Below are 13,544 nucleotides of genomic sequence, written 5' to 3'. Positions count from 1 at the left end.
CTACGTAGCTAAATAGTCAAGTGGCAACATGAGCAACGAGGAAGTGAAGCTGCAGATCGGGCATGATGCAGAGGCATCTCAGCTCTCCTGCCCATCCATGCAAGGCCTGACCGACGAAGCTCTTCTCCAGGTGGCCGCCTATTTCCAGGCCTTGTCCGAGCCGACCCGGCTGCAGATCCTCAACCTGCTGCGCCAGGGCGAGCGCAACGTGGGCGAACTCGCGCAGGCCTGCGGCTTCACGTCGGCCAATATTTCCCGGCACCTGTCCGTGTTGATGCAGCAGGGCCTGGTGCAGCGCGAAGGGCGAGGTTCTGCGGTCTTCTACAGCATTGCGGACGAGTCCGTCTATGCACTGTGCGATCTCGTCTGCGGCAACATCGGCCGGCAGATGGAGCGCCAGGCGTCGCAGCGAAGCAGTTTCATGAAGGGCGTTCGCGCCACACGTAGGAGCGGGTGACGCAGGCATGGCGTGATCGCCTCAGGTCGGCAAGGGTGGCGGCGTTCATGCGAGGTCTGTGGCGACGCGAACCATGGCAAGCCAGCTTAGTGCGCCGCAGTGACCAGTCCTTGAGATGGCTCAAAGCAGCGCGTTGCCGGGAGGCATCGAATCAACGCACGCCATCTCAACAAGGAGTGCGTCATGAGCGTGTTCAAGGATCTCTTCACCAGCGATGCCGGCCTGCTGAGTGCTGCCGTACTGCTGTTCATGTTCGGGATGGGCGGGTTCTTCGTCCGCTACTTCGTCAAGCACATGCGCGCGGATGAACTCCGCAACGACGGGCCTCACTGAGCGCAAGTCGGTGTCATCGGCACGGCCGATGACACGACGCCCGAGCCGGCACCGTCAACCGCCCCAAGGACTCCACCATGAACGCAATACTCCAACCGTCCGGTTGCACGGCCTGCAGCGCTGCGCCAGGCGACCCGCAACGGCGCGCCTGGCTCCTGGCGACCGCGGCCGCAGGCGGCGTGACTGCCGCCGCCACTGCGATCCCTTTCGTGTCGTCGTTCGCTCCGAGCGAGCGTGCCAGGGCGGCAAGCGGCCCGGTGGAGGTGGACATCGCAGACATCCCGCCCGGTGGCGTGAAGACGGTGGAGTGGCGCGGCAAGCCGGTGTGGGTCGTGCGGCGCACGCCGGAGGCGATGGCCCTGCTGCAAGGCCACGACGCCGACTTGGTCGATCCGCAGTCCGAACGGGACCAGCAACCGGCCTACGCGAAGAACGCGGCGCGCTCCATCCGGCCCGAGATCTTCGTTGCCATCGGCATCTGCACCCACCTGGGCTGCTCGCCCAGCAACGCGCCTCAGGGTGCCAGCAACCCCAGCCTGCCTGCCGACTGGCCCGGCGGCTTCTTCTGCCCCTGCCATGGCTCCACCTTCGATATCTCAGGCCGCGTATTCAAGAACAAGCCGGCGCCGACCAACCTGGAGATCCCGCCGCACCACTATGCGGGTGACACACGAATCCTCATCGGCGACGACGCCGCAGCCTGAAGACATCATGCGGTGCTTTGCGGGGAGAAGGCCATCAGTGCAACTGCTCGCCGTGGCCCGAGCTATGACCGTGCTTCGCGCCTAGATCGGGCGCTTTGGAAAACCCTCCCGACCGCGCCGGATTCCCGCTCACCCTTTCAGGCCGGCCAGCGTTGACGGCGTTGGTGGCCGCGAGGTGGCCCGGCGCTGGCGTTCATGCGCGTCAGCGCAGTCCGCCAACAAGCAAGCGGTCCTCGGCGGGCACGGCTTCGTCGCCATCGAGCTCCATCGCAAGCTGGGTGCATACCGCGCGGCACAGCATGGCCACCTTCTCGCTTTGCAGGCGGTAGTAGACCTGGGTGCCCTCGCGTCGCCGGCCCAGCACGCCTGCACGATACAGCGTCGACAGATGCTGGGACATGTTGGGCTGGGTGGTGGCGATCTGCGCCAACAGCTCCGAGACATTGCGCTCGCCATGGCAGACCGCGCTGATGATCTTCAGCCGGATCGGCGTGGCCAGCACGCCGAACAGCTCGGCGGCAGACTCGAAGACTCGATCTTCCTCGTTGGCAGCGTTCATCGCGGCAGCAGGATTGAACTACGGAAAATCACTGTATCAGCAAGCGCCGATGCTTGGCATCCCCAATGCAGAATGCGGCGGCCGACTCACTCGCGCCAAGTTGACGCCATGGACGAATCAATGCTGCCCGCTCTCACGCATCAGGTGCTCTGGGCAGCCTTTGGCCTGTCCGTGCTGTTCGGTGCGCTTTGCCAGCGCACGCGCTTCTGCACCATGGGCGCCATCTCCGACATCTACACGATGGGGGACTGGCGGCGTGCCCGCATGTGGGTGCTCGCCGGCGCAGTCGCGATGCTTGTTTTCAACGGCATGGCTTTGCTGGGTCAGCTGAACCCGGCTGACAGCATCTACACCGGGCCGCGGGTGCTGTGGCTGTCCGCCGTGCTGGGCGGCGTGGTCTTCGGTTTCGGCATGGTGCTCAGCTCGGGCTGCATCAGCCGCAACCTGGTGCGCCTGGGCGCGGGAAACCTGAAGTCGTTGGTGGTGCTCCTGGTGGCTGCCATTGCGGCGGGTGCCACCCTGCGCGGGCTGACGGCCGTGCTGCGCGTCGCCACCCTCGAGAAGGTCTATTTCGAGCTGCCCGGCGGGCAGGCCCTGCCTACCGTGCTGGCGACCGAGTTCCACGGGGCCCTCGGTCCCTGGACGGGGGGCGCCGTCGCCTTGATCGCCACTGCGTTGCTGGCCTGGGTGCTGAAAGCTCGCGAGGGCCGCATGCCCGACGTCTGGCTGGCCGGCCTTGGCGCCGGCCTGCTGATCTCGGCGCTTTGGTGGGTGTCTGGCCATCTGGGCTTTCTGCCCGAGGACCCACGCACGCTGGAGCCCGTCTACCTGGCGACGAACTCGCGACACATGGAGTCGCTCAGCACTATCGCGCCCATCGCCTATGCGCTGGACTGGCTGCTGCTGTTCAGCGACCAGTCCAAGACCCTGACGCTTGGCATCGTCAGCGTCGCTGGCATCGTCGTTGGCGCCGCGCTGATGGCTTGGCGCGAAGGGAGTTTTCGCTGGGAGGGTTTCGGGAACGTGGGGGACCTGGGCCTGCACCTCGCTGGAGCCGTCTGCATGGGTGTGGGCGGCATCGTCGCGATGGGCTGCACCATCGGCCAGGGCATCACCGGCGTGTCGACGCTGTCTCTGGGCAGCGTCATCGCTGTGGCAGCCATGGTGGCGGGTGCCGTGCTGGGCCTGCGCTATCAGGAGTGGCGCCTGGACCGGGTCTGAGGCGCCTTCAACGGCTGCTGCCATGGCGCAGCAGCCCGCGCAGGTCGTCGTCGCTCATCTCGCCAGGGATGCAGCGCGGCTGCGCCGGTGCCGCGCCCAGCCAGCACGTCATGGGCACGAGCTTGCGCGGCGTGAGCTGCGCCTGCAGCCCGCAAGCCCCCGAGCCGTCGACGATCACCGGGAATGAATAGCCCCACTTTTGTACGGCGTTGCGCACCGTGTCGAGCCGACCGTCGGTGGACACGCCCAGCACCCGGGTCGCGGCCAGCGCCGGCTCCCGCAGCAGCCGGCCCAGCCGCTCGTTGTGCCGGCGGCAGAAGGCGCAGTCGACCGACCAGAACACCGCGAGCACCGGCCCCGTGCGCCAGAACCCGGCGTCGATAGTGCGGTTCAGCACATCGCTCGTCGGCGGGCCGTCGGGACAGCGAGCGAAGAGCGCTTCGGCGGTGGGTGCTGCCTGGGCAAAGCCGGCCAGCAGGGCGACGGCGGCAAGCCACCACGAACGGCAGGGCAGGGTCATGGCTCGCCGCGCTCCATCAGCAGGTAGGTGTTGTAGGCGTTCATGCGGTTGGCCACCCGGAACAACGGCAGGCCTTCGAAGGCCGACCAGTCGGTGCGCGCATAGGCCTCGTCGAAGGGTTCCATGCTGGCGGCGGCCTGACCCATGGTGGTGCGCAGGTATTGCAGGTAGTCGCGCGTCATGCGGAGGTCGTCCAGCGCGTGCGTGGACAGCGGCCCGTGGCCTGGAACGATGACGTCAGGCGTCGTCTCGATCAACCTGGACAGTGCGGCGATCCAGCCGCGGCTGTCGGCCTGACCCACGTAGGGGATGCGGCCGCGGAAGGCCAGGTCGCCGGCAAAGAGCACGCGAGAGCGCTCGACCCACACGCTCAGGTCTTCCGGCGTGTGGGCCGGCCCGACATGACGGATCAGCAGCCGCTCGCCCCCCAGCTCCAGCGCTGTGTCGTCGCGAATCCAGCGGTCGGCGGGCACGAGGCGGGTCTTCGCGTCAATCCACGGCGCGAGCGTCTCGCGGCTGGCCTGCAGCCGAAGCTGGGCCGTGTCGGACTGCAGGTACTCGCGCCCCGCCTCGTGGGCGATGACCGTGGCACCTTGATCCTTGAAGACTTGCAGGCCGTAGATGTGGTCGGCGTGGTAATGCGTCAGGATCACGTAGCGCACGGGCTGGGGCGTGATCGCGCGGATCGCCTCCAGCAGCGACTCGGCGACCGCTGGCGAGCCCAGCGCGTCGATGACGACCACCCCGGCCGGCGTCACGACCACGCCAGCGTTCGAGATGAAGTTGCGGTTCTCGCGCGTGCCCAGCGCCGCCTCTCCCTGGACGAACCAGATGTTGGGCGCTACCGGCAAGAGCTTCAACGGCGCGGCGTGCACCATGCCCGACAGCGCCGACACCAACCACCAGGCCAGGAGATGACAGGCTTGCAGCATCAGCGCATCGCACCCGATTCGACAGCGGACAACGGCGCGGGCGCGTCGATGGCGTGGGTGCCGCGCTGGTCCACCAGGCGGTCGGTCAGCATGGCCGCGGCCCACATGGCGACCAGCGTGACCCAGGCGGTGGCCGTGAAGATCGCCGCGCCCGAGAGGCCCGCACCCACCGCGCAGCCACCGGCCAGCATGCCGCCAAAGCCCATGCACACGGCCCCCGCGATGTAGCGCCGCATGCTCGCGCCACCTTGGAAGCCCTCCAGCTTGAGCTCGCGCGACAGCGCAGCGGCCGCGAAGGCGCCGAGGAAGACGCCCGGCACCAGGCCGAAGTCGAAGGTCAAGGGCTTGTCGCTGACAAAGAGCACGCGGGTCAGCACCTCGGCGGACGGCCCGGTGAAGCTGAGCGACTGGATGGGATGCGGGTCGAACGCGAGCCTGGACATGGCGTATGTGAACCACCAGCCCGAGGCGACGGCCAGCCCGACGCCGATGGCGCCTGCCCAGCCCCAGAAGCCGACACGTTGGCGCCGCGCCCAGAAGACGGCGGCGCAGAACCAGACCGCGGCAAAGACCAGGGCACCGACATGGCCGATGCCGGTGCGCGCCAGCAGGTCACGCGCGCCGCCGCCGTCGATGGTCCACCACTCGGACATCGCCAGGCGCAGCGGCAACAACGCGCCGGTCAGCGCCGACTGCGCGCTCACCGCAAAGATCAGCCCCGACAGCAGCGAGCGCAGATTGCCCTGGGCCGCCAGTACCAGCAGCCGGCTGGAGCAGCCGCGCGCCAGGATCATGCCCATGCCGAACAGCGCCCCGCCGATGGCAGCGCCCGACAGGCTGCCGCGCGCTGCGATCTGGCGGGCGTTGCCGGCATCGAACCAGCCGATCCAGGCCAGCCACTGGGTCACCCCGACGGCTGTGGCGAAGGCAAACAGCCAGACCGTCAGGCGCCCGCCCGTCTGGTTGCGCGAGAACTCGATGACGGCCGAGCGCAGGCAGAACTTGGAGCGCTGGGCGAAGAAGCCGAAGAGCGCGCCGATCACACAGGCGCCCAGGGCGAGCGTGCCGCTTTCGCCCAGCGCGTCGATGGCGGATTCAAGCAGCGCAGACATGGAGCGCCAGTCTGTGCCTGCGCCGCCCCGGGCCGACTTGAGTTGCATCAAGGCTTGATGTAGGCGTAGCCCTGCTTTTGCAGCTTGACGATCCGAACGACGCCGGAGGGCGTGAAGTCGGCGTCCATGATGAACTGCTCCTTCTTCAGGCCGCGGTTCTTCAGCGTGATCTCGCAGATCTCGAAGCGCACGCCGCGGGCCTTGAGGGCCGAGACGAGTGGCGCGTATTCGGTGTCGTTGGTGGCGGCCTTGGCACCTTCCATCAGCATGTCCACGCCCTCGGCGTGAGTCACCACGGTGATCTGGGCCGAGGGGTCGGTGTCCAGGTGGTTGCGGATGTTGCGCAGGCCCTTGAGCCCCTGCGCGGCCGCGTTGTCGAAGTGGTAGACCACCAGGTCACCCGCCCAGGCGAGCGGCGTGGCAAGAATCATCGCGAAGAGAGCGAACAGGAAGCGCTTGCGCATGGGGTTCTCCAGTGGGACGGGTGGACCGTCAGTTGCCGAGCTCGATGCTGTCTGCGACGGCCTTGACGCCGGCCAGCGCGCAGGCGTCGTCGGCCTCGCCGCCTGGCGCGCCGGACACGCCGATGGCGCCGACCACTCCGCCCGACGCCTCGATGACCTGACCGCCACCAATGGCCATCACCTGCGGCGACTGGCGGATGCCACTCATGGGCTTGCCGGCCTGGGTCTCTGCTGCCAACGCTGCAGTCGACATGCGAAAGCTGGCCGCCGTCCAGGCCTTGCGTGGTGCGATGTCCACTGTGTGGGCACCGGCGAAACGGTCGCGCAGCAGCACCTGCACCAGGCCCGCGCGGTCAACGACGGCCACGGCCACCTGATGCCCGGCGCCACGGCAGTGCGCAAGTGCAGCGCGCGCAGCGATGAGCGCCGTCTCCGGCGTGAGCTGCTGTGCGCTGAACAGGGGCGGCGGCTCGGCGGCCTGCGCCACCGGCAGCAGCGTCAGCAGCGCCAGCGTCAATGCGGCCTGGGCAACGGTTCTGGACATGGCGAACTCCGGTATTGGGCTTCAACCCGGCGGCATGCCGGGGTTGCCCTGCATGGCCACGAGGCGGGGCGTGTTGATGTGGCGCGGCTTCACGCGCCCGCCCTGGCTGCGCAGCCAGGTCTCGACATGGTCCCAGACGGGCTTCACGCCCGGTGCGCTCCTGGCTTCTTCGGCCACGGGCGCCCAGCCGGCCACCTTGTAGCGCTTGTCTGCCTCAATGGGCTTGCCGTGCAGGCGCATGTCGGTGACGCGCCGGCCCATGGCCTCCGCCGGTTGCATCGTGTAGGTCAGGCCGCCGACGCGCACCATGTCGCCGCCCTGCTGGTAGTAAGGATCGGGGTTGAAGAGGTTGTCCGCCACGTCCTCCAGCACGGTCTTGATGGTCGAGCCGGTCATCTCGGTCAGAGTGGCGTAGGGGTAGGTGATGGCGAGCTGGTCCATCAGCAATTCGCGCGTGATGGTGTCGCCTGGCAGCAGACTGGTGCCCCAGCGGAAGCCCGGCGAGAAGGCGATCTCGGCGCCCTGGGAGTCCATCAGCGCATCGCAGATGAGCTGGTCCCAGCTGCCATTGAAGTTGCCGCGGCGGTACAGCAGCCCGTCGGTGACGGCCAGCTTCTCGGCCAGCCGCGCTTCATAGGGCGCGCGCACCTTGGTGATGAGCGCCTGCATCTCGGGGTCGGGCCTGAGCTGGTTGGCGAACACCGGCAGCAGGCGGTAGCGGAAGTCCACCAGTCGACCACCCTTGACGTCGAAATCCATGACGCCGAGGAACTTGCCGTTGCTACCCGCGTTGGTGACCAGCGTCGTGCCGCCGGGGTTCTTGACCGGCACCGCCAGCGGCACGCCGTCGTGCGTGTGGCCGCCGAAGATGGCGTCGATACCGCGCACGCGCGAAGCCATCTTCAGGTCGACGTCCATGCCGTTGTGCGACAACACGCAGACCAACTGGGCGCCGGCCGCGCGGGCCTCGTCCACGACCTTCTGCATGTTGGCGTCCTGGATGCCGAACTCCCAGTCGGCCACCAGGTAGCGCGGGTTGGCAATGGGCGTGTAGGGGAAGGCCTGGCCAATGATGGCGACGGGCACGCCGTTGATGTCGCGCAGCGAATAGGGTTTGAAGACCGGGTCGCCGAAGTCCGCCGTCTTGACGTTCTGGGCGACGAAGTCGACCCTGCCGGCGAAGTCCTTCTCGACGATCTCCTTGACCCGCTCCATGCCGTAGGTGAACTCCCAGTGGCCGGTCATCACGTCCACACCCAGCAGCTTGCAGGCGTCCACCATGTCCTGGGCGTTCGTCCACAGCGACGTGGCCGAGCCCTGCCAGGTGTCTCCGCCGTCCAGCAGCAGTGCGCCGGGGCGGCTGGCCTTGAGGCGCTTGACCAGCGTGGCCAGATGGGCGAACCCGCCCACACGACCGTAGCGCCGTGCGGCCGTCTCGAAATTGAGCGAGGTGAACGCATGGGCCGCCGCCGTGCCGGGGCGCAGGCCCGCGGCCTTCAGCAGCGACTCGCCCACCAGGTGCGGGAGTTGGCCCTGCATGCTTCCCAGGCCGAGATTGACGCTGGGTTCGCGGAAGTAGATCGGGTTGAGCTGAGCATGGCAGTCCGTCATATGCAGCAGCGACACATTGCCGAAGGAGGGCAGTTCGTAAAGCTGGGACTCGGCCTTGTCGCTTGCCGCCTCGGCCTCGCGGCCGAGCGGCATGCCCGCGACAGCGGCGCAGGACAGCACCTGCAGGAAATCGCGCTTGGACAGCGACATTACTGGTTCACCGGCGACTTGGGGTCCAGCAGCAGCGCCATGACGTCGCGGATCTGCTGCTCGGACAGCAACTCGGCGTGGCCGAAGCGCGGCATGTGGGAGCAGGCGGCATAGGCCTTGCTGTTCCACAGCTTGCCCCAGGTGTACTTGACGATGGCCGCCGAGGCCGGGTCGGCGGGGTCAGCGACGCCGCGCAACTTGCCGTAGTTCCAGAGGCTGGGGCCGATGGTGCCGAAGGAGATTTCCTTCTTGTCCATCTGGTGGCAGTTGTAGCAGCTGCCACCGTTCTTCGCAGGGGCCGCGCTGGCGTCGGTCCAGGTCATGCCGCGACCGTTCTGGGCCAACTTCTCACCCTCCTTCCAGTCGCCGATGAATTGGCCGTCGGCGGGCCATTTGACGGCGGCCAGCTGCGCGGCCTCGATCTTCTTCGCAACGGCGGGTGATGGCGGCCTGGCCTGCGAGCAGGCCTTCTGCGCATCGTCCTGATTCAGGCGCTCCACCTTGGCAATGCCCTGGTCTCGGAAGGAGGCGCGCATCATCGCGTCGGTCTGCTGATCGAGCTGACTGGCGGTCTGTGCCTGCGCGCTACCGCTGACCAGCACGAGGGCGGCGAGGTATCGGATCTTCATGGTCGTTCTCCTCAGCGCTTGAGCGCGGGTGCGATGGACTCGGCGCCCTTGGCGTTGACGCCCATGTAGACGGCCAACGCCACCGTCACGTCGGACGCAAAGCCCGGGTAGGGGAAGCGCTGTTGGCGGAAGCAGTCATTGAGCCGGCGCTGCATGCTCCACAGCTCGCCGCTGGACACCCGGTAGGCCGGCCAGGCCGCGAAGCCGACGCCGTCGCCGGGGTTCTTGGTCAGGTTGGGCAGGTCCTGCAGGCGGATGCGCCTGCCGTCCTCGCCATGGCAGCTGGCGCAGGAGAAATCCATCGGCCCGCCGCGGAAGAAGAACGCCCGCTTGCCAAGCTCGTAGAAGCGCTTCTCCTCGGGGTGCTTCTGCGGCAGCGCCATCTTCATGTTGCGCGACAGCGAGGAGATCCATGCAGCCAGTGCCGTGACGGTCGCCTGCTCGCCCTTGTCGAACGGTGTGCTGGCAATCTCGGCGGCATCGAAACCCTGCAGCGTCTGCATGCAGCTCAGCAGCCGCGACTCCAGGTCCTGCACCTTGCGGGTGTCGGGGAACCAGCGCGGCAGCTGCACCCAGGCGCCCTTGACCATGCCCGGGCCCAGGCCCAGGTCGCAGGCCTCGAGCGACGCGTTCTTGGGGCCGCGTGGCGTCTTCCAGAGCTCCTCGCCCTTGGCCTCGAAGAGCTCGGCCGGGTTGCCGTCCTCGAGCATCCTGCGGTACTCGGCAATGCCGTCCGCGGCGGACTTCGGTGCAGCCGGCGTCTGCGCCAGCAAGGGCACCGCAGCGATTGCACCCGCTGCGGCGGCTACGAAGGCGATCAATCTGGAGCGCATAGGCCCTCCTGCAATGGCGAAAGGTCGAGGGCGGTCAGGAGACCGTGGCTTCGTCGGTGCGGGTCTCGCCGCGGTTGTCACGCCAGGTGATGGCGATCTTGTCGCCGGCCTTGGCCCCCTTGACGACGAACTGCAGGAAGGGGTTCTTCGATACCGAGGGCCCCCACTCGGCTGTGAGGACGGGCTTGCCATTGAGTTGGGCGCTCACCTCCTGGATGAACCAGGCCGGGATGGTCTTGCCGGCCGCGTCCTTGCGCAAGCCGGTCTCCATCTCGTGGCTCATCAGCACGCGAACGGTGGTTTTCTCGCCGGCCGACTGGGCGCGGATGCGCATGGGATCTGGCATGTGTGTCTCCTGTTCAGTTGCTTTTCAGTTGTTCAACTCGCCTTGGCACAGGAACCCGGGCATTCCGGGCCGAGCGCTGGGCCGCTCCCAAGCCGGCCCACCTGCGGCTGCTTGCGGCTCGATGCCGCAAGCAGCCGCGTCCCCGCGGGGGACCGGCTGGGCACGCCCGCGTTCAGCGGCGCGAGACCGGACGAGGGGCTCCATCTCACCCGCCGCAGCCACCGAGGGTGACCTTGACTTCCTTCTGGGCGTACAGCACCTTGCCGTCCGCCATCAGGGCCACCGCGATGACGTTGGATGACTGCCCCATCTTGACGCGCGTCGTGAAGCTGGGCTCCACGGAGTCGCTGACGTCGAAGGCTGCCGACAGCAGGCTGGGGTTCTTCTCGACCAGGATGAGCAGGCGCCTGACGCCGGCCAGCGAGGTGGAGGCGCCCACCGGCACGACGGCGCCGTTCTCAGCGATGTCGGGCGCGGTGACCGTGATGTCCTTGCTCTCGGCAGGCGCGCCGGCGCCCAGGGCCTTCATCAGGTCGGCCATGGTCTTGGCCTCGAAGGCAGCAGTCGAGTAGGCGGCGCGGGCTGCCTGGGGCAGCAAACCCAGGCCTCCCAGCATCAGCGCCACTTGCGCGGAGCGCGCAAGGGCAGTTCGGCGGGTCAGCATGGTTGTCTCCTGTAGTGCCATGACGGTAGGTGTGTGGCGAGTGATGCGCATGGGGGATTTCCTGGGCGGTGTCAGCGGCTGGCGGCACCGGCGGCGAGCCAGGCAGCCAAGGTCTTGAGCTCGGCGTCCGTCAGCGGCTGCGCCGGCATGGGAGTGGGGCCCCAGACGCCCTGGCCGCCAGCCTTGATCCGGCCGGCGAGGTAGGCCTCGGCGTCAACGCGCGTACCGTACTTGACAGCCACTTGCTTGAACCCGGGGCCCACCAGCTTTTGTTCCATGCCATGGCAGGCGGTGCACGAATGCTTCTTCAGCAGTGCCAGTGCTGATGAGGCCGCGCCAGGCGCCGGCGCGGCCGGAGGTGTCGCAGCCACGATGATCGGAGCGGTCGCGCGCGTGCCGGGCGGCCGGGTCGTGTCGATGCCGCGCTGCGGGCCGATCTGCCGCTGCTGCTCGGCGAGGTTGCCATGGTTGTTGCGCGCGAAGTCGGGCAGCAGCGAAGCGACCTTGGGCTCCGTCACGCAGTCGTGCATGCAGGCCACGGCCTTCACATCGACCGAACCGGCCTTGCCCAGGCTCTTGCCCGGCCACATCGCGTGGGCGGTCGTCACACCGTTGCGGTTGGGCAGCCGCTGCTGCACCTCGGCAATGTTGGCGTCTGACAGCGTGAAATCGGCCGGCACGATGCCGCCCAGGTTCAGCAGGTAGGCCGTCACCGCATAGACCTCGTCGGTCTTCAAGGACTTGGGCGCGTTCCAGGGCATGGCGCGATTGATGTAGTCCCACAGCGTCGAGACGGTGGACACCTTCATCAACGTCGTGCGGCCAGGGAAGCTGGGGTCATTCATTCGAGCGACCCGGCCGGTCTTGATGTCCTCGGCCGTGGTGCCGCCTACCAGCGGCGAGAAGGTCTCGTTGCTTTCGCCAAAGACGCCGTGGCAGGAGGCGCAGCGGGCCTCCCAGACGTCCTGGCCCAGGTTCACCGAGCCAGCGCCCTTGGGCAGGCCCTTGAAGTCGGGCCGCACGTCGATGTCCCAGGCTTTGAGCTCCGCCGCGGTGGCCGGCCTGCCGATGCCAGGGTAGGCGCTCTGCGCCGAGGCCGTGCCGAGTGCGGCCAGCGCCAGCAGCGCGGCGGCGAGCGGCTTACGTGAGCTGGACATTGCGCACCTCGCCGCTTTCCTCGACCAGCCAGGACTGGATGGCGTTGTTGTGATAGATCGAGCGCGTACCGCGCACGGCGCGCAGCTGGCGGGTGCTGGGCTGCACATAACCGCTCTCATCCATGGCGCGGCTTTGCAGGAAGGCGGGCTTGCCGTCCCATCGCCAGTCCAGCGTGAAGCGGGTCAGGCATTTGCTCATCACAGGGTCCTGCAGGCGCGCAACGCGCCAGTTGCGGCCACCGTCGGTGGTCACGTCCACCCGCTTGACCTTGCCGCGACCGGACCAGGCGAGCCCGCTGACCTGGTAGTAGCCTTTGTCGAGCAACACCTGGCCGCCCGAGGGCGTGGTGACGACGCTCTTGCATTCTTGTGTACTCGTGTATTGGCGGTGCAGGCCGCCAGGCATCAGGTCGATGTAGTGAATGGTCTCGTCCTTGGTGCCGTAAGGCTGGTCGCCCACCTCCAGGCGGCGCAGGTACTTGACCCAGCTCACGCCTTGCACGCCGGGGACCACCAGGCGAAGCGGGTAGCCCTGCTCGGGGCGCAGCATCTCGCCGTTCTGGCCATAGGCGACGATGACCTCGCCGCTCTCCACCAGCTCCATCGGCACGGTGCGCGTCATGCTGGACCCGTCAGCGCCTTCTGCCAGCACATAGCGGGCGCGCTTGTAGTCCACACCGCAGAGCTCGAACAGCACGCGCAGCGGCACGCCGGTGAACTCGCTGCAACTCAGCATGCCGTGGGTGTACTGGCAGGTTGGAACGGCGACGTTGCCCCACTCCATGCCCGTGTTGGCGCCGCATTCGATGAAATGGAAGCGGCTCACGCTGGGCAGGCGCATCAGTTCGTCCATCGTGAAGACCAGGGGCCGCTTCAGCAGCTTGTCGTCGCTGCCGTTCACCATCAGGCGGTGTTTGGAGGGGTCGATGTCCCACCAGCCCTGGTGATGGCGCTCGAAATGCAAGCCACTGGGCGTGACGATGCCGAAAAGCGACTGCAGAGGTGCGAAGGAAACCGAGGCCTGGACCGTTTGCGTCAGACCCGGGCTCGGCCGGCGCTGGACGTTGGCCTCATATTTGGAGGGCTTGCCGTAGCCATCGGTCGCGACAGCCTGGCCCAGTCCAATGCTGTGCTCGGGCAGATTCAGGATGTTGGGGTCCCCCTCACTCTTGACCTGCGCAATCGCGCTCGCAGCGGCCGAGCCTGCAAAGGCGGTCGCAAACGCTTTGCGGACGAAATCGCGTCGACCCGCCTTGGCTTCTTCCATCACGGTCCGGATGCCTTCGCGATTCAGGAATCCCTCGGGCG

17 protein-coding genes are annotated in these 13,544 nt (G+C 67.6%); 4 read left to right on the top strand and 13 right to left on the bottom strand.

What is annotated here, in order from left to right; genetic code table 11:
• Positions 1 to 97 precede the first annotated feature (97 nt).
• The 3 genes from ASC95_RS07350 to petA all read left to right on the top strand — a co-directional run bounded on the left by ASC95_RS07350 (position 98) and on the right by petA (position 1,494).
• On the top strand, positions 98 to 457 hold the full coding sequence (locus ASC95_RS07350) for a metalloregulator ArsR/SmtB family transcription factor (RefSeq protein WP_057297159.1): 360 nt from the start codon (positions 98 to 100) through the stop codon (positions 455 to 457).
• Between the two features lie 183 nt (positions 458 to 640).
• Positions 641 to 790 (top strand): DUF3149 domain-containing protein, encoded by a 150-nt coding sequence (locus tag ASC95_RS29790; RefSeq protein ID WP_082567581.1) that lies wholly within the window; start codon positions 641 to 643, stop codon positions 788 to 790.
• 77 nt (positions 791 to 867) lie between these two features.
• Positions 868 to 1,494: a ubiquinol-cytochrome c reductase iron-sulfur subunit gene (petA, locus tag ASC95_RS07345; RefSeq protein ID WP_057297124.1), complete on the top strand. Its 627-nt coding sequence runs from the start codon at positions 868 to 870 to the stop codon at positions 1,492 to 1,494.
• A 202-nt stretch (positions 1,495 to 1,696) separates the two neighbouring features.
• Here petA and ASC95_RS07340 read toward each other — a convergent pair whose 3' ends face one another.
• Positions 1,697 to 2,053, bottom strand: coding sequence for a helix-turn-helix transcriptional regulator (locus ASC95_RS07340; protein ID WP_057297123.1), 357 nt, complete (start codon positions 2,051 to 2,053; stop codon positions 1,697 to 1,699).
• 120 nt (positions 2,054 to 2,173) lie between these two features.
• On the opposite strand from ASC95_RS07340, the gene ASC95_RS07335 reads away from it, so the two are divergent.
• Positions 2,174 to 3,274, top strand: a complete 1,101-nt coding sequence (locus ASC95_RS07335) for a YeeE/YedE family protein (RefSeq protein ID WP_369820593.1) — start codon at positions 2,174 to 2,176, stop codon at positions 3,272 to 3,274.
• 7 nt (positions 3,275 to 3,281) lie between these two features.
• Here the strand turns inward: ASC95_RS07335 and ASC95_RS07330 are convergent, their stop codons facing one another.
• The 12 genes from ASC95_RS07330 to soxC all read right to left on the bottom strand — a co-directional run bounded on the left by ASC95_RS07330 (position 3,282) and on the right by soxC (position 13,503).
• On the bottom strand, positions 3,282 to 3,794 hold the full coding sequence (locus ASC95_RS07330; protein WP_057297121.1) for a TlpA disulfide reductase family protein: 513 nt from the start codon (positions 3,792 to 3,794) through the stop codon (positions 3,282 to 3,284).
• Positions 3,791 to 4,726 carry an MBL fold metallo-hydrolase gene (locus tag ASC95_RS07325; RefSeq protein WP_057297120.1) on the bottom strand — a complete coding sequence of 312 codons (936 nt, stop codon included), beginning with the start codon at positions 4,724 to 4,726 and terminating at the stop codon, positions 3,791 to 3,793. Before ASC95_RS07325 ends, ASC95_RS07330 begins: the two co-directional genes overlap by 4 nt.
• Complete coding sequence (locus ASC95_RS07320; RefSeq protein ID WP_057297158.1) at positions 4,726 to 5,838, bottom strand: YeeE/YedE family protein; 1,113 nt, start codon at positions 5,836 to 5,838, stop codon at positions 4,726 to 4,728. Before ASC95_RS07320 ends, ASC95_RS07325 begins: the two co-directional genes overlap by 1 nt.
• A 47-nt stretch (positions 5,839 to 5,885) precedes the next feature.
• On the bottom strand, positions 5,886 to 6,302 hold the full coding sequence (locus tag ASC95_RS07315) for a DsrE family protein (protein WP_057297119.1): 417 nt from the start codon (positions 6,300 to 6,302) through the stop codon (positions 5,886 to 5,888).
• A gap of 28 nt (positions 6,303 to 6,330) precedes the next feature.
• A complete protein-coding gene (locus tag ASC95_RS07310; protein WP_057297118.1) occupies positions 6,331 to 6,846 on the bottom strand; it encodes a heme-binding protein in 516 nt (171 codons plus the stop codon).
• 21 nt (positions 6,847 to 6,867) lie between these two features.
• Entirely contained in the window at positions 6,868 to 8,607 is a 1,740-nt protein-coding gene (gene soxB, locus ASC95_RS07305; RefSeq protein WP_057297117.1) for a thiosulfohydrolase SoxB, read from the bottom strand.
• On the bottom strand, positions 8,607 to 9,236 hold the full coding sequence (soxX, locus tag ASC95_RS07300; protein ID WP_057297116.1) for a sulfur oxidation c-type cytochrome SoxX: 630 nt from the start codon (positions 9,234 to 9,236) through the stop codon (positions 8,607 to 8,609). Before soxX ends, soxB begins: the two co-directional genes overlap by 1 nt.
• 11 nt (positions 9,237 to 9,247) lie before the next feature.
• A complete protein-coding gene (soxA, locus tag ASC95_RS07295) occupies positions 9,248 to 10,069 on the bottom strand; it encodes a sulfur oxidation c-type cytochrome SoxA (RefSeq protein WP_057297115.1) in 822 nt (273 codons plus the stop codon).
• Positions 10,070 to 10,103: 34 nt separating this feature from the next.
• Positions 10,104 to 10,415 (bottom strand): thiosulfate oxidation carrier complex protein SoxZ, encoded by a 312-nt coding sequence (soxZ, locus tag ASC95_RS07290; protein WP_200960092.1) that lies wholly within the window; start codon positions 10,413 to 10,415, stop codon positions 10,104 to 10,106.
• A gap of 205 nt (positions 10,416 to 10,620) precedes the next feature.
• Positions 10,621 to 11,079 (bottom strand): thiosulfate oxidation carrier protein SoxY, encoded by a 459-nt coding sequence (soxY, locus tag ASC95_RS07285; protein WP_162250731.1) that lies wholly within the window; start codon positions 11,077 to 11,079, stop codon positions 10,621 to 10,623.
• A gap of 71 nt (positions 11,080 to 11,150) precedes the next feature.
• Positions 11,151 to 12,236, bottom strand: a complete 1,086-nt coding sequence (locus ASC95_RS07280) for a c-type cytochrome (protein WP_057297113.1) — start codon at positions 12,234 to 12,236, stop codon at positions 11,151 to 11,153.
• Positions 12,220 to 13,503: a sulfite dehydrogenase gene (gene soxC / locus ASC95_RS07275; RefSeq protein ID WP_157256004.1), complete on the bottom strand. Its 1,284-nt coding sequence runs from the start codon at positions 13,501 to 13,503 to the stop codon at positions 12,220 to 12,222. Before soxC ends, ASC95_RS07280 begins: the two co-directional genes overlap by 17 nt.
• Positions 13,504 to 13,544: the final 41 nt, after the last annotated feature.

Origin of the sequence: Pelomonas sp. Root1217, from assembly GCF_001425705.1 — a bacterium.
In the GTDB taxonomy this organism is placed as follows: domain Bacteria; phylum Pseudomonadota; class Gammaproteobacteria; order Burkholderiales; family Burkholderiaceae_C; genus Pelomonas.
The sequence above is the reverse complement of the archived record's forward strand: the minus strand, read 5'-3'. Positions and strand labels throughout refer to the sequence as shown.